This is a genomic window from Rhodococcus sp. 008 (assembly GCF_001682295.1).
GTDB classification, from domain to species: Bacteria; Actinomycetota; Actinomycetes; order Mycobacteriales; family Mycobacteriaceae; genus Rhodococcus_F; species Rhodococcus_F qingshengii.
The window spans coordinates 2,483,793-2,498,625 of record NZ_CP012749.1; the positions used below are offsets into that span (position 1 = coordinate 2,483,793).

A 14,833-nucleotide genomic window follows, 5' to 3' on the forward strand; every position below is an offset into this window, starting at 1 on the left:
GTCCGATACCCTGGTTCATCGTGACCGCTGCAAATTCAGAGACCGCCCGTGCCCAGTACGACCTGATCGTCGTCGGTTCGGGATTCTTCGGGCTGACCATCGCCGAGCGTGCCGCTACCCAGCTGGGTAAGCGCGTGCTGGTGTTGGATCGCCGTCACCACCTGGGGGGGAACGCATACTCGGAGGCAGAGCCGGAGACCGGCATCGAGGTCCACAAGTACGGTGCCCACCTGTTCCACACCTCGAACAAGAAGGTCTGGGACTACGTCACCCAGTTCACGGAGTTCACGAACTACCAGCACCGTGTCTTCGCGCTGCACAAGGGACAGGCGTATCAGTTCCCAATGGGACTCGGTCTCGTGTCGCAGTTCTTCGGTCGGTACTTCACTCCCGAAGAAGCACGCGCCCTCATCGCCGAACAGTCCAGCGAGATCGATTCGAAGGACGCCTCCAATCTCGAAGAGAAGGCGATCTCCCTGATCGGACGCCCGCTCTACGAAGCGTTCGTGCGTGACTACACAGCTAAGCAGTGGCAGACCGACCCCACCGAGTTGCCCGCCGCGAACATCAGCCGCCTGCCGGTCCGCTACAACTTCGACAACCGCTACTTCAACGACACGTACGAGGGCCTGCCTGTCGACGGCTACACGGCGTGGCTCGAGAACATGGCGAAGGATCCGAAGATCGAGGTCCGCCTCGACACCGATTACTTCGACGTCCGCGACGAACTGCGCACCGCCAGCCCCGACGCCCCTGTCATCTACACGGGCCCGCTCGACCGCTACTTCGACTACTCCGAAGGTGCACTGGGATGGCGCACCCTCGATTTCGAGACCGAGGTTCTGCCCACCGGAGACTTCCAGGGCACCCCGGTCATGAACTACAACGACGCCGACGTGCCGTTCACCCGTATCCACGAGTTCCGTCACTTCCATCCGGAGCGCGAGTACCCGACCGACAAGACCGTCATCATGCGTGAGTTCTCACGTGCCGCGGAGGCGAAGGACGAGCCGTACTACCCGATCAACACTCCCGAGGATCGCGAGAAGCTCTCCGCGTACCGCTCACGCGCCAAGAAGGAGACCGTGGAGAACAAGGTCCTCTTCGGTGGGCGTCTCGGCACCTACCAGTACCTGGACATGCACATGGCGATCGCCAGCGCGCTGACGATGTTCGAGAACACCCTGCGCCCGCATCTCGAAACGGGTGCGGAATTGGCAGGGGAGAGCGAATGAACGCACGTCATCTACTCGAAGGCGAAGATGCCGTCAGCGGCGACGAGGTGACCTACCTCGGCAAGTCCCTGCTTCAGCGGATCATCCTGCCCCGCGCCGGTGAGCCGCTCGACGTCCGCACGTTGTACTTGGAAGAGTCCTGGTCCAACAGTCGGCGGGCGCACTCGACCTCGCGCACGTCGGTAGCGCTCGGCGCCGAGACCGAGGTCTCGTTCGCCACGTACTTCAACGCGTTCCCTGCCAGCTACTGGCGTCGATGGTCCATCCTGAAATCGGTGGTCCTTCGTCTCGAGCTGTCCGGCCACGGCCGCGTCGACATCTACCGTTCCAAGGCGGATTCCTCGCGAATTCACGTGGAAGGCAAGGAATTTGCCGACGGCGATGCCGCGGTCGAGTTCGAGGTGGAACTGGCGCCGTTCGAGGACGGTGGCTGGATCTGGTTTGACATCACCACCGATACGGCAGTGGTCGTCGAGAGCGGCGGCTGGTACGCGCCCGTCGAGGCTCCCGGCGAAGCGACTGTCGCCGTTGGTATTCCGACGTTCAACCGTCCGACCGACGCGGTCAAGGCGCTTGCTGCACTGGCTTCGGATCCGCTGGTGTCGGACGTGATCAAGGCCGTCATCATGCCGGATCAGGGCACCCGCAAGGTGCGTGACGAACCCGGATTCGCCGAAGCTGCTGCAGCGCTCGGTGATCGGCTCGCCATTCACGATCAGGGCAACCTCGGCGGCTCGGGCGGATACAGCCGAATCATGTACGAGGCACTCAAGACGACGCAGTGCCAGCACATCCTGTTCATGGACGATGACATCGAGATCGAACCGGACTCGATTCTGCGTGCGCTTTCGTTCTCGCGTTTCGCGAAGTCGCCGATGCTGGTGGGTGGGCAGATGCTCAACCTGCAGGAACGAAGCCACCTCCACGTGATGGGTGAAGTGGTCGACCGCGGCATCTTCATGTGGACCGCGGCACCGAACGTCGAATACGACCACGATTTCTCGAAGAAGCCGCTGCGCGAATCGAAACTCCTGCACCGCCGCATCGACGTCGACTTCAACGGCTGGTGGATGTGCATGATCCCGCGCCAGGTCGCCGAAGAAATCAAGCAGCCGCTACCGCTTTTCATCAAGTGGGACGACTGCGAATACGGTTTGCGCGCAAAGAAAGCCGGATACCCGACCGTCACTCTGCCCGGTGCCGCGATCTGGCACATGGCGTGGAGCGACAAGGACGACGCCATCGACTGGCAGGCGTACTTCCACCTCCGTAACCGTCTGGTGGTGGCCGCGCTCCACATGCCGGGCAACGGCCGTGGCCTCGTGGTCAACACGGTGAAGGCAACGCTCAAGCACCTGCTGTGCCTCGAGTACTCCACCGTCGCGATCCAGAACAAGGCCATCGCGGACTTCCTCGCCGGACCGGAACACATCGCGAACATGCTGCCGACGGCACTCGGTGAGGTCCACGCCCAGCGCAAGGAATTCTCCGACGCCGTCGTACTGCCGTCGTCGACTGCGTTGCCGCTGCCCTCCGGTGCGGATGTCGGAGACGTGAGCCTGCCGCTGTCGACCGTCGCGAAGATCACCCGGGTCCTCAGGGCCGGAGTGCACAACGTGAAGCCGGCCAAGCCGGAACACCTCGAGCGCCCTCAGCTCAATGTTCCGACCATCGACGCCCGTTGGTTCCTGCTCTCGCAGGTCGACGGCGTCACCGTCACCACGGCCGACGGTCGCGGCGTCGTCTACCGCAAGCGAAACCCGAAACTCGCGCTCGAACTGCTCAAGGAAGCAACACGGTTGCGCCGCGAACTCGCCGCCCGTTTCCCCGAGCTCAAGAAGCAGTACCAGGACGCCGTTCCTTCACTGACCAGCACGGAAAGGTGGGAACGTGTCTTCGGCATCTCCTGAAGTACAGATTCTGGCCGGGATTCAGTCGACCGTCGGGCAGCTGCCGGGAGCCGTCAAGGTCGCCCGCGGTATGTCTCACTTCGGTGAGCACTCCCTCGGGTGGATCGCGATCGCTGCCGTCGGAGCTGCTGTGGACAAGCCGCGTCGACGGGAATGGGCCGGAGCAGCCGTCGGAGCATTCGGTGCACACGCCGCCTCCGTGGTGATCAAACGGGTGGTCAGGCGCAAGCGACCTTCCGATCCTTCGGTGCAGGTCAACGTCTCGACACCGAGCAAGCTCAGCTTCCCGTCATCACACGCGACGTCGACGACGGCGGCGGCTGTGCTGATCGGTCGGCTCACCGGGCTACCCTTACCGGCGTTGCTGGTGCCCCCGATGATGCTCTCGCGTCTGGTCCTGGGAGTTCACTACCCGACCGACGTACTCGCCGGAGCGGCACTGGGAGCCGCATCCGCGGCGGTAGTTCGCCGGGTCGAAGAAGCCAGAGCCGAACAGAAATGTGGAGATAAATGAGCGAGGAACCGGCTACGGTCAGCGGACCCCCGAAGTCCCTGCCCGCCGGCATCGTCAAGGCGCTTCGCCCACGTCAGTGGGTCAAGAACGTCCTTGTACTGGCAGCGCCCATCGCGGCCGGAACCGCCACCGAAGCCGACGTGCTGTTGCCCGTCGCGCTGGCGTTCGTCGTGTTCTGTATGGCGGCATCAGGCATCTATCTCGTCAACGACGCGATGGATGTCGAAGCCGACCGTGCTCACCCCACGAAGCGATTCCGTCCCATCGCGGCCGGCGTTCTACCCGTCAACATCGCCTACGGCATGGCAGTCGTGCTGCTTGCCGGTGCGATCGGGCTGTCCTTCCTGGCCAACTGGCAACTCGCCGTGGTCATGGGCGTGTACATCGTCATCCAGCTCGCCTACTGCTTCGGTCTCAAGCATCAGGCCGTCATCGACATCTGCATCGTCTCGTCCGGCTTCCTGCTTCGAGCGATCGCCGGTGGCGTTGCCGCCGAGATCGATCTCTCGCAGTGGTTCCTGCTGATGATGGCGTTCGGCTCACTCTTCATGGCGGCAGGCAAGCGCTACGCCGAATTGCAGTTGGCCGAGAAGACCGGCGCCAAGATCCGTAAGTCCCTCGAGAGCTACACGATGACGTACCTGCGTTTCGTGTGGACGATGGCAGCGACGACGCTGGTCCTCTGCTACGGACTGTGGGCGTTCCAGCAGGACGCCATCAAGGGCACCAACTGGTACGCCATCTCGATGGTGCCGTTCACCATCGCGGTGCTGCGATACGCGGTGGACGTCGACGGCGGCGAAGCCGGAGAGCCTGAGGAGATCGCGCTCGGTGACCGGGTGCTGCAACTCCTCGCGATTGCGTGGATCGGAGTAGTGGGTGTCGCTGTCTACCTCGTCTGAGCCACGCACCGAGGCCGACCCGCACGTCGACACTGCGGCGAATCGCACCACCCTCAGTCGAGGAGTTTTTCTCGGCGGGGTGGTGCTTGCTGCTGCCCTCATGTTCTGGGGTGCGTGGGAGCGTCGCTGGATCGCCGACGACGGACTCATCGTCTTGCGAACCGTCCGCAACCTGCTCGCGGGGAACGGCCCGGTCTTCAACGCGGGTGAGCGTGTCGAGGCGAACACGAGTACCGCGTGGACGTACATCGTCTACGCGTTCAGTTGGCTCACGCAGATCCGTCTCGAATACGTTGTTCTGACGATCGCGCTCGTACTCTCGACTGCTGCCGTCGTGTTGGCGATGCTCGGCACCGGTCGTCTGTACCGCGGCGTTCGGCCGTCGGCGGGCGGAACGATCCTGCTGGTACCGGCGGGTGTTCTCGTCTACATCGCGGTTCCGCCTGCGCGAGATTTCGCCACTTCCGGGCTCGAGACATGCTTGGTGATCTTCTGGATCGCGCTCCTGTGGGTACTGCTCGTTCGGTGGGCGCAGGCGTCGACGCCGTCCACGGCGTCGATCCTGACTCTCTCGTTCGTGGCCGGACTCGGACCACTGGTTCGACCCGAGATGGCGATTCCCGGTGCTGCCGCGTTGATGATGATCGTTCTCTCCGCAGGCCTGACCTGGAAGATTCGCACACTGATCGTCGTCGTCGCCGGACTTGTCCCGGTGGCCTATCAGATCTGGCGAATGGGCTACTACGCCTTGCCATACCCGAACACCGCGGTGTCGAAGGACGCCGGTGGCGCGAAGTGGGCGCAGGGTTTTGCGTACCTGTGGAACCTCGTCGGGCCGTACCTGCTCTGGTTACCGTTGCTGTTCCTGCTCATCGGTGCGCTGCTGCTCGTGTGGCGAAGCCGAGCGGACACACCTACCGCTACCGCAGATCAACCCGCACGCCCGCTGTGGCAGCGCTTTCAGCAGTTTCTGCGCACGCCGCGGGCGATTGTCACCTTCATTCTCGGCAGTGGGCTGATCCTCGGGATCTACTCTCTGCGCGTCGGCGGCGACTTCATGCACGGCCGCGTCCTGTTGCCGGTGCTGTTCTGCCTGCTCATCCCGGTGGCGGTCATTCCGTTGCGGGTGCCGGCGCGGGCAGCGTTCGGAAGTAATCGCGACACCGCGATCTTCGGAGTCTCGGCGGTGCTGTGGATCGGCACGATCATCTGGGCCTTCTTCGCCGCGAACACGACGGGTATGCCCGAAGGATCCGTGGTGGGTCGCTCGGGAATCGTCGACGAGCGAGCGTTCTACGCACTCAACACCGGTCACAAGCATCCGATCCTGGCCGAGGACTACCTCGACTATCCGCGAATGCGTGCCATGGTCGAGACCATCGCGCGGACTCCGGAGGGTGGGCTGCTGCTGCCGTCCGCGAGCTACGACTCCTGGTTCGTCGTCCCACCACCCGGACCGATCGAAGAGCCGGCCGAGCACGTCGTCTTCTTCCTCAACCTCGGAATGACGAGCATGAACGTCGGCCTCGACGTTCGGGTGCTCGATCAGATGGGGCTGGCGTATCCCCTGGCAGCTCACACCGAGCGACTCGAGGACGGCCGGATCGGGCACGACAAGAATCTCTATCCGGACTGGGTGGTCGCGGACACGGGAATGATCGACGTTCGACCGTGGCTGCCGTTCTTCCTCGACGAAGACTGGGTTGCGGACGCAAAGCTGGCCATCACCTGCCCGGAAACTCAGGAGCTGCTCACGTCGTACCGCTCCGAGCTGACCTGGGCCAGATTCAAACAGAACTTCCAGCAGGCATTCGACTTCGCGAAGTACCGATTCGACCGGGTTCCGGCCTACGAATTGGAACGCTGCGGTCTCGTTCCACCGGAGTCACCCAGGTGATGTGATCAGCATCACCGACTGTTGAGGGTTTGAATATTTCGATTCAGTAACACCGAATTGATTGGCCACGATGTACTCGAAGACGATTCACCTAACCTGAATCACCCCCGAGGGGTGATGACGGTGTTGCTCGCGGATTGGGACGTAACGGTCCACCTATTTGTCACAGCTGAACCTGTGACATAAAGTCCAGCGAGCGCAGTGTGACTTGGAAGAGGTCCGCTGCCGACCCGAACTCGTTCGGGCTGGCAGAAAAGCCTGTTCCCCGACGGAATCCGCCGGAACCACTCCACCGAGTGGGTTCCGCAGACGAAGAGAGAGAGCAGTATCCATGCGTTTTGCCAGAAAGAGGCTGACCCAGCGCCTCAAGCACCGAGCGTTGGCCATCGGTGCCGCAGCACTTGTGCTCCCCCTTGCTGCAGGAGTTGCCGGTAGTGCTGTCGCCTCTGCTGCGCCTGCGCACACTGCTCCCAGCCACACCGCCCCCTCCGGCGGATACGACGAGCTGTGGGTGCCCTCCTCGATGGGCAACATCAAGGTCCAGGTCCAGTGGGCCGCTCGCGGCGGAAACGCTGCCCTCTACCTCCTCGACGGCCTGCGTGCGCGTAACGACGCCAACGCTTGGAGCTTCGAGACCAATGCGATGGACCAGTACCGCAACGACAACATCACCCTCGTGATGCCCGTCGGCGGCGAGTCCAGCTTCTACAGCGACTGGTATGCACCGTCGAACTTCAACGGCCAGCAGATCACGTACAAGTGGGAAACCTTCCTCACCGAAGAACTGCCCAACTTCCTCGCGAACTACGGCGTCTCGCCCACCAACAACGCGGTCCTCGGCCTCTCGATGGGTGGCAGCGCTGCTCTGACGCTGGCTGCTTACCACCGTGACCAGTTCAAGTTCGCCGGCTCGCTGTCGGGCTACCTGAACATCTCGGCTCCGGGCATGCGCGAGGCAATCCGCGTCGCAATGCTCGATGCCGGTCGCTTCAACGTCGACTCCATGTGGGGACCGCCGTGGAGCCCGTCCTGGCTGCGCAACGACCCGTTCGTCTTCGCACCGCGTCTGCAGGGCCTGTCGATGTACATCTCGTCGGCAAGCGGCCTGCCCGGTGAATACGACCACCCGCGCGCACCGATCGACTACTACAACACGGCTAACGGCATGGGCCTCGAGGCTCTCGCCCTGGTCAACACTCGTGCATTCCAGATCCGCATGAACTCGCTGGGTATCCCGGCCACCTACAGCTTCCCGTCCAACGGCACGCACTCGTGGCCGTACTGGTCGGCAGAGCTGTGGAAGGCTCGCGGCCAGATCCTCGACACCATGAACGCTTGGTGATCGTGCGCGATCCCGTGACCTAGTCACTTCACCAGTGCCGTTCCGGACTCCTCGAAGGAGAACCGGGACGGCACTTGTGTATTCAGGTGCTGCACAAGCGCCCGATGTCAGTAACAATTGCACCACCAGTAACAGCGCGGCTACCCCAAGCGGGGATCGTTTGCGTGTAGAAATAGTTTCAACGGGGGTCTGGCTGCTCAGGCGGCCACACGATCGACGCGCGGACCGAACGTAAGGAAAGAGAGTGAGCTCATGCGAGTAGGCCTTGCCACGGAGGACCGTCGCCGGTCCCGGGCAACCTTCCGGACAAAGGTCGTCGGCGCACTGGCAGCGATGCTGGTTCTGCCGATCGCCGCGGGCTTGACGACGGCCGGAACCGCGGCAGCCGCGCCGGCACCTGCTCAGGCCGCACCGGCCGCCACCCAGAACCCCACCGGAGCAGCGGTCACGAAGGTCGACTGGCTCAGCGAGCGTCGCGTCGCGCTGTGGGTGAACTCTCCCGCGATGGGCACCCCGATTCAGGTGCAGATCCTCTTGGCCCGCGATTGGAACGTCAATCCGTCGGCCAGCTTCCCCTCGGTCTGGATGCTCGACGGTCTTCGCGCGACCGACAACGAGAACGCCTGGACCTACGAGACCGACGCCGAGTCCTTCTACGCGGACAAGAACGTCAACGTCATCCTCCCGGTCGGCGGTCAGTCCAGCTTCTACTCCGACTGGCTCCAGCCCGACAACGGCAAGAACTACCAGTGGGAGACGTTCCTGACCAAGGAACTGCCCCCCATCCTCGAAAAGGACTGGCGGACCACGCAGACACGCGGTGTCGTCGGTCTGTCGATGGGCGGTACGTCCGCCATGTTCCTCACGGCGCGCAACCCCGGCTTCTTCAAGTTCGCCGCTTCGCTCTCCGGCATCCTCACCACCACCTCGCTCGGCATGCCTCAGGCAATCCAGTTCGCGATGACCGACGCCGGTGGATACAACTCCGCCGCGATGTGGGGGCCGCCGTCCAACCCGCAGTGGGCTGCACACGATCCGTACGCGCTCGCCGAGAAGCTCAAGGGCGTCAGCCTGTACGTCTCGAGTGGTAGCGGTACGACCGGCCCGTACGACCAGCCGTCGGGAATTCCCGGCGTGAGCACCAACTACGCAGGCATGGGCCTCGAGATCCTCGCTCGCCTGACCTCGCAGACCTTCGCGACCAAGCTCAACCAGCTCGGCATCCCCGCGCAGGTCAACTACCGCCCGTCCGGAACCCACTCGTGGCCGTACTGGCAGTTCGAGCTTCATCAGCTGTGGCCGCAGTTGGCCAACGCCATCGGCGTCGAGGTCGAGAAGCCGGCTTGCGGCACTTCGGGTGAGATCGGTGCGACGGCCGCAGCCAACGGCTGGATCGGTGACTGCATCACCCCCGAGTACAGCGTCGCGGGTGGCCTGGCACAGGACTTCCGCAACGGTCGCATCTACTTCACCAGTGGAACGGGCGCCCAGCCCGTCGCCGGTCGTATCGCCGGCGCGTACATGAACACCGGAGCAGCGGCCGGCCCGCTCGGCTTCCCGCGTACCCCCGAACTCGGTACCCCCGACGGACGCGGACGCTTCAACCACTTCCAGAACGGCTCCATCTACTGGACCCCGCAGACCGGCGCTCACCCCGTCAGCGGTGACATCCTCGCCGAGTGGTCCGCACAGGGTTGGGAAGGTGGCCCGCTCGGCTACCCGACTGCCGACGAGATCGCGACCCCCGGCAAGCCGGGCAAGGTCCAGGGATTCGAGATCGGCGCAATGTACAGCAGCGCCAATGGAACTCACGCGGTTCTCGGAATGATCATGGGCAAGTACGGCGAACTCGGCTGGGAAAACGGCTGGCTCGGATTCCCGAAGTCGAACGAGGTTCCGATCAAGGACAACGGACGCTTCACCGAGTTCGAGGGCGGCAACATCTACTGGAGCCCCGGCACCGGTGCATGGTCCGTCGAGAACGGTCCGCTGTTCGACGGTTGGAAGAGCGTCGGATACGAAGGTGGACGACTCGGATTCCCGATCAGTGACAAGTTCGACATTCCCGGTGGTGTCCAGCAGAACTTCCAGTTCGGCTACATCACGGTGATCGGTGACAAGACAGAAGTTCACTAACTCACAGTGGTGCACGACGGGCGGGCCCGATCACGGATCGGTGCCCGCCCGCGTGCGTTGCGTAACCTGTTGATGGACTTTCGACTGAAGGCAAGGACGGACATTGATGTCGCTTTTCTCGGGTAACCGAAACACTTGTGCACGCGCGATCGCGGTCGGCGCCCTGGCGCTCGCCACCGGTGGCGCGCTTGTCGCGTGCGGTAGTGACGACTCCACTGCAACCTCCAATCCGGTCACCACGACGTCCGCGGCGGCTTCGTCCTCGAGCGGTTCGGCATCTGCGTCCGCCTCTGCGACCACGACGGCGTCGGCTGCGCCCACCAGTCCGGGAGCCGCGGCCACCGCGCCGCCGGAGCAGCCGCAGAGCATCGAGGGCTTCCCGGGTCCCACAGTCGTCGAGGTCAGTCCCGAGGCACAGAAGTTCCTCGACGGACTGAAGGCGAAGGGCATCACCCCAGCCGGTGACGGAAGCATCGCCGTCAACACGGCCAATTACATCTGCGCTGCCGGTCCTCAGACCGACGACGAGGTCCTGACCTTCGTGACCGCCTTCGTCGGCCAGGAAGCGTCGGCGGAAGGCAAGCAGATCACTCCCGAGCAGGCAGGTGCGAACGCTCAGATCTACATCGACGTCGCCAACGCCACCTACTGCAAGTAGGCGCGGGTCATGGCGAGGTCTGGAAAGCGTCGTGGGTGCCTGATCCCGCTGCTGATCATTCTTGTGGTCGCAGCGGTCGTGATCGGCGGTTGGTACATCCTGGCCGGGCGGGTGCCTTCGCCGACTCCGATCCCGCCGAGCCCGGAGCCTCCGGTGTCTCAGCCGGCCAGTTGCCCCGATGTCCAGGTAGTAGCCATACCGGGTACGTGGGAGTCGAGCGCTACCGACGACCCGTACAACCCGACGGCCAATCCGGCGTCGTTGATGCTGAACGTGACCCGTCCTCTGCAGGAGAAGTTCGATACTTCACGGGCCGACGTCTACACCGTTCCGTATGTCGCACAGTTTTCGAATCCGGTTGCGATCCCGCCGGACGGACAGCAGTCCTACAACAACAGTCGGGCCGCGGGAACTGCTGCCACTAACGACTTTCTGATGAAGCGGCACGCCGAGTGCCCGCTCACGAGTTACGTCCTGACCGGATTTTCCCAGGGCGCGGTGATCGCGGGTGACGTCGCCGCGAGTATCGGCGACGGTACCGGCGCGGTGCCTGCCGATCTGGTTCTGGGCGTCGGCTTGATCGCCGACGGTCGGCGCGATCCGGCGTTCGGGAACACCGTTGGCCCGAGCGTTGCCGGTGTCGGCGCCGAGCTGTCGCTGAACGGGCTGAAGCTGCCCGGTCTCACGATGACCGGCCCGAGGCCCGGCGGGTTCGGTGACCTCAACGATCGGACCTATCAGATCTGCGCGCCGAGCGACGGTATCTGCGACGCGCCGGCAGCCGCTCTCAACCCGACCAACTGGCTGAGTTCGGCGCCGCGACTGCTCGAGTACTACAACAACCCTGTGCACGCGATGTACAACTCCTTCCAAGTCGATCCGAACGGCACGACGGCCACCCAATGGATGGCACAGTGGGCTGCGGAGAAGATCGACGCTGCACCGACGCCGCCCCACAGTTGAGTCACCGCCGCACTGTTGATTCGTCACAATCGGGCGTCTCGGGAGTTCGCTCGCGGGTAATCTGCTCGTTTGGTCCCGGTAGAGTGCTGCACGGTCCGGGGGCTTCCTCTACAGTGCTGTCACGTAAGTGACTGGCGAGTAGGTTCGATTTGTCCGAGTTTGTAGTTCGAGAACGACGTACGTGTCCATCACAGGAGATCGATATATGAGTTCCACCCACGGCAGCGATGCCCTACGCAAATTTCGGTTTGCGGCCGGTGGCGAGGGCAACGCCGAAGAGGGTGGTGCGCGACGCTTCGTCAAGCTCGCGCAGAAGGCCGAGGAACTCGGCTACGACTCGTTCATGATTCCGGATCACCTGGGTAATCAGGTCGGCCCGATCGCCGCTCTCGGAGCGCTCGCGGTGGCCACCGACAAGATTCGTATCGGCACCGCCGTGTTGGCCAACGGCTTCCGTCATCCTGCTGTGCTCGCGAAGGACGCGGCGACTATCGACGTGCTGTCCGGTGGTCGACTCGAACTCGGTATCGGTGCGGGCTGGATGAAGGAAGAGTTCGACAAGGGCGGCATCGCCTACGAAAGTCCGGGCGTTCGCATCGAGAAGCTCGAGGAGTCTCTGCAGATTCTCGACGTTCTTCTGCGCGGGCAGGAATGCACTTTCGAAGGCAAGCACTATCAGGTGCGCGGCCTCAAGGGCAGCCCGCGACCGCGGCAGGGCCCGCGGCCACCGATCATCGTGGGCGGCGGAGGCCCGAAGATGCTTGCTCTCGCGGCGAAGTACGCGGACATCATCTCGGTCGCCACACCGACGAACCGTGACGGGCGGCTTCTGCTCTCCGGAATCACGATGGAAAAGACCATCGAACGTGTCGAGCGGATCCGCGAAGCTGCCGGCGAGCGTTTCGATGAGATCGAACTCAACTGGACCATCACCATGATCATGATCACCGACGATCGAGAGCAGGCTGCCGAAATGGCAATCGCCGCTCTGGACCAAGGTTTTCCGCCGAACATCGAAGTGGATCGTAAGCTGAGCGTGGAGGAGCTGTTGAACTCTCCATACCTGGCTGTGGGCACTTTCGAGGAAATCGCAGACCAGATTCGACTGGTCCGCGAGAAGACGTCGATGTCGTACGTCGGGGTCTTCCCGACGCAGATGGAAGCGTTCGCCCCGATCATCCCGTTACTGGCGGGCGAGTAGGCCGGAGAATACGGACGATGCGAATCTGTAACATATCGATGGTTTGGGATCGATGAAGTGATTCAGGTGAGTTGCGCACAAAGTGCGATTCGATTGATCGAAGATGGACCCGAGAGAGCGAAGGAAGTCTGGGGCGCAGGCATGAAAGACAGTGCTTGTGTGATCGCTTCGGAGGAGATGGAATGAACGCGCTGTTCGATGGCTTTCTCGACGAGAAGGGCCAGATCCGCCTGCAACCAGGCTTCACGCTGGTCGACTACGTCGAGCAACACTCGCGTGTCAACGCGGACGAGCTCGCGTATCGGTACATCGACTACTCACGCGAGCGTGACGGTGAAGCCCTGGAGCTGACCTGGGAGCAGTTCGGTGTGCGTCTGCGCGCTGTTGCAGCCCGTCTGCAGCAGGTCACCAAGCGTGGCGACCGCGTCGCGATTCTTGCTCCGCAGGGACTCGACTACGTCATTTCGTTCTTCGCGGCCATTCAGGCCGGTTCCATCGCGGTGCCGCTCTTCGATCCGGACGAGCCCGGTCACACCGACCGTCTTCACGCTGTTCTCGGTGACTGCAAGCCGACTGCGATTCTGACTGCCGCATCGTCGGCGGCCGGTGTTCGCCAGTTGTTCCGCTCGCTTCCCGCTGCCGAGCGTCCGCGCATCATCGCCGTCGACGCGATTCCCGATACCGTCGGTGAAACGTGGGTTCGTCCCGACATCGAACTCGACGACATCGCGTACCTGCAGTACACCTCGGGTTCGACCCGAGTTCCCGCCGGCGTGGAGATCACCCATCGTGCTGTCGGAACGAACGCGCTCCAGATGGTCGACTCCATCGAACTCAACGAGGACTCACGCGGTGTCACGTGGCTGCCGCTGTTCCACGACATGGGCCTGCTGACGGTCATCCTGCCTGCTCTGGGCGGCAAGTACATCACCATCATGAGCCCGCGCGCTTTCGTGCAGCGGCCGTACCGGTGGATCAAGGAACTTGCTGCGGTTTCCGACGGCGCCGGCACCTTTGCTGCCGCTCCCAACTTCGCTTTCGAGCACGCTGCCGCGCGTGGCCTGCCGAAGGACGGCGAGACCCTGGACCTGAGCAACGTCATCGGTCTGATCAACGGCAGTGAGCCGGTCACGACGTCGTCGATGCGCAAGTTCAACGACGCTTTTGCTCAGTACGGTCTGCCCAAGACTGCGATCAAGCCGTCGTACGGCATGGCCGAGGCGACGCTCTTCGTCTCCTCGACCAAGCATTCCGACGAGGCCAAGGTCATCTACGTCGACCGCACGGAACTCAACAAGGGACGCATGGTCATCGTCGACCAGTACTCCGAGAACGCAATCGCGCAGGTCTCCTGTGGGTACGTCTCGCGCAGTCAGTGGGCGGCGATCGTCGATCCCGAGACGCTGACCGAGGTCCCCGACAATCACGTCGGCGAGATCTGGTTGCACGGCGAGAACATCGGTATCGGCTACTGGGGTCGCCCCGACGAGACGGCGGAGACCTTCCACAACAAGCTGGACAATCGGTTGAGCGAAGACAGCCACACCGAGGGCACGCCGGCGGATGCCAACTGGATGCGTACCGGCGACTTCGGCGTCTACGTCGACGGCGAGCTGTACATCACCGGGCGCGTCAAGGACCTCGTGATCGTCGACGGTCGCAATCATTACCCGCAGGACCTCGAGGCTTCGGCTCAGGAAGCCAGCCCGGCTCTGCGCCCCGGCTTCATCGCTGCGTTTGCCGTACCGGCCAACCAGCTGCCGTCCGTCGTGTTCTCCAACACGCACTCGGGTCTGAAGTTCGACGACGACGATTCCTCGGAGCAGTTGGTCATCGTGGCCGAGCGTGCTCCCGGCGCAGGCAAGGCCGATCCGCAGCCGATCGCGGACACCGTGCGTGCGGCGATTTCTTCCCGTCACGGTGTTACGGCCCGAGACATCCTGCTCGTCCCCGCGGGTTCGATTCCGCGTACGTCCAGCGGCAAGATCGCTCGCCGCGCGTGTAAGGCGAGCTATATCGAGGGAACGTTGCGAGGCGGCTATCAGCAGACCGCATTCCCCGATAGCGTTTGAGGA

At 63.3% G+C, this 14,833-nt stretch carries 11 protein-coding genes; all 11 read left to right on the forward strand.

The genetic code is table 11. The features are described 5' to 3' along the window. Positions 1-20: 20 nt before the first annotated feature. The 11 genes from glf (at position 21) to fadD32 (ending at position 14,830) form a co-directional block, all read left to right on the forward strand. Positions 21-1,235 (forward strand): UDP-galactopyranose mutase, encoded by a 1,215-nt coding sequence (gene glf, locus AOT96_RS11635; RefSeq protein WP_063315967.1) that lies wholly within the window; start codon positions 21-23, stop codon positions 1,233-1,235. Then, on the forward strand, positions 1,232-3,145 hold the full coding sequence (locus AOT96_RS11640) for a glycosyltransferase (RefSeq protein WP_065351770.1): 1,914 nt from the start codon (positions 1,232-1,234) through the stop codon (positions 3,143-3,145). The genes glf and AOT96_RS11640 overlap by 4 nt, the downstream gene beginning before the upstream one ends. Beyond that, a complete protein-coding gene (locus tag AOT96_RS11645) occupies positions 3,126-3,659 on the forward strand; it encodes a phosphatase PAP2 family protein (RefSeq protein WP_003943893.1) in 534 nt (177 codons plus the stop codon). Before AOT96_RS11640 ends, AOT96_RS11645 begins: the two co-directional genes overlap by 20 nt. After that, positions 3,656-4,561 carry a decaprenyl-phosphate phosphoribosyltransferase gene (locus AOT96_RS11650; RefSeq protein WP_003943808.1) on the forward strand — a complete coding sequence of 302 codons (906 nt, stop codon included), beginning with the start codon at positions 3,656-3,658 and terminating at the stop codon, positions 4,559-4,561. The genes AOT96_RS11645 and AOT96_RS11650 overlap by 4 nt, the downstream gene beginning before the upstream one ends. Beyond that, the gene (gene zomB / locus AOT96_RS11655) at positions 4,539-6,458 is read left to right on the forward strand and encodes a flagellar motor control protein ZomB (protein ID WP_063315260.1); all 1,920 of its coding nucleotides are present in this window, start codon (positions 4,539-4,541) and stop codon (positions 6,456-6,458) included. The genes AOT96_RS11650 and zomB overlap by 23 nt, the downstream gene beginning before the upstream one ends. A gap of 331 nt (positions 6,459-6,789) precedes the next feature. Further along, positions 6,790-7,800 carry an alpha/beta hydrolase gene (locus tag AOT96_RS11660; protein WP_007731818.1) on the forward strand — a complete coding sequence of 337 codons (1,011 nt, stop codon included), beginning with the start codon at positions 6,790-6,792 and terminating at the stop codon, positions 7,798-7,800. Between the two features lie 252 nt (positions 7,801-8,052). Continuing rightward, positions 8,053-9,936, forward strand: a complete 1,884-nt coding sequence (locus tag AOT96_RS11665) for an alpha/beta hydrolase-fold protein (protein ID WP_003943922.1) — start codon at positions 8,053-8,055, stop codon at positions 9,934-9,936. A 106-nt stretch (positions 9,937-10,042) separates the two neighbouring features. After that, positions 10,043-10,594, forward strand: coding sequence for a DUF732 domain-containing protein (locus AOT96_RS11670; RefSeq protein WP_003943980.1), 552 nt, complete (start codon positions 10,043-10,045; stop codon positions 10,592-10,594). A 9-nt stretch (positions 10,595-10,603) separates the two neighbouring features. After that, positions 10,604-11,557, forward strand: a complete 954-nt coding sequence (locus AOT96_RS11675; protein ID WP_003943848.1) for a cutinase family protein — start codon at positions 10,604-10,606, stop codon at positions 11,555-11,557. A 205-nt stretch (positions 11,558-11,762) separates the two neighbouring features. Then, a complete protein-coding gene (locus AOT96_RS11680; RefSeq protein ID WP_065351771.1) occupies positions 11,763-12,758 on the forward strand; it encodes an LLM class F420-dependent oxidoreductase in 996 nt (331 codons plus the stop codon). Between the two features lie 182 nt (positions 12,759-12,940). Beyond that, positions 12,941-14,830 (forward strand): long-chain-fatty-acid--AMP ligase FadD32, encoded by a 1,890-nt coding sequence (gene fadD32 / locus AOT96_RS11685; RefSeq protein WP_003943899.1) that lies wholly within the window; start codon positions 12,941-12,943, stop codon positions 14,828-14,830. Positions 14,831-14,833: the final 3 nt, after the last annotated feature.

Bases quoted from the DNA above. Each gene is read 5' to 3' on its own strand.
- AOT96_RS11640 (WP_065351770.1), top strand. From the start codon at position 1,232: ATGAACGCACGTCATCTACTCGAAGGCGAAGATGCCGTCAGCGGCGAC.
- fadD32 (WP_003943899.1), top strand. From the start codon at position 12,941: ATGAACGCGCTGTTCGATGGCTTTCTCGACGAGAAGGGCCAGATCCGC.
- AOT96_RS11675 (WP_003943848.1), top strand. From the start codon at position 10,604: ATGGCGAGGTCTGGAAAGCGTCGTGGGTGCCTGATCCCGCTGCTGATC.
- AOT96_RS11680 (WP_065351771.1), top strand. From the start codon at position 11,763: ATGAGTTCCACCCACGGCAGCGATGCCCTACGCAAATTTCGGTTTGCG.
- AOT96_RS11665 (WP_003943922.1), top strand. From the start codon at position 8,053: ATGCGAGTAGGCCTTGCCACGGAGGACCGTCGCCGGTCCCGGGCAACC.
- AOT96_RS11650 (WP_003943808.1), top strand. From the start codon at position 3,656: ATGAGCGAGGAACCGGCTACGGTCAGCGGACCCCCGAAGTCCCTGCCC.
- AOT96_RS11670 (WP_003943980.1), top strand. From the start codon at position 10,043: ATGTCGCTTTTCTCGGGTAACCGAAACACTTGTGCACGCGCGATCGCG.
- AOT96_RS11660 (WP_007731818.1), top strand. From the start codon at position 6,790: ATGCGTTTTGCCAGAAAGAGGCTGACCCAGCGCCTCAAGCACCGAGCG.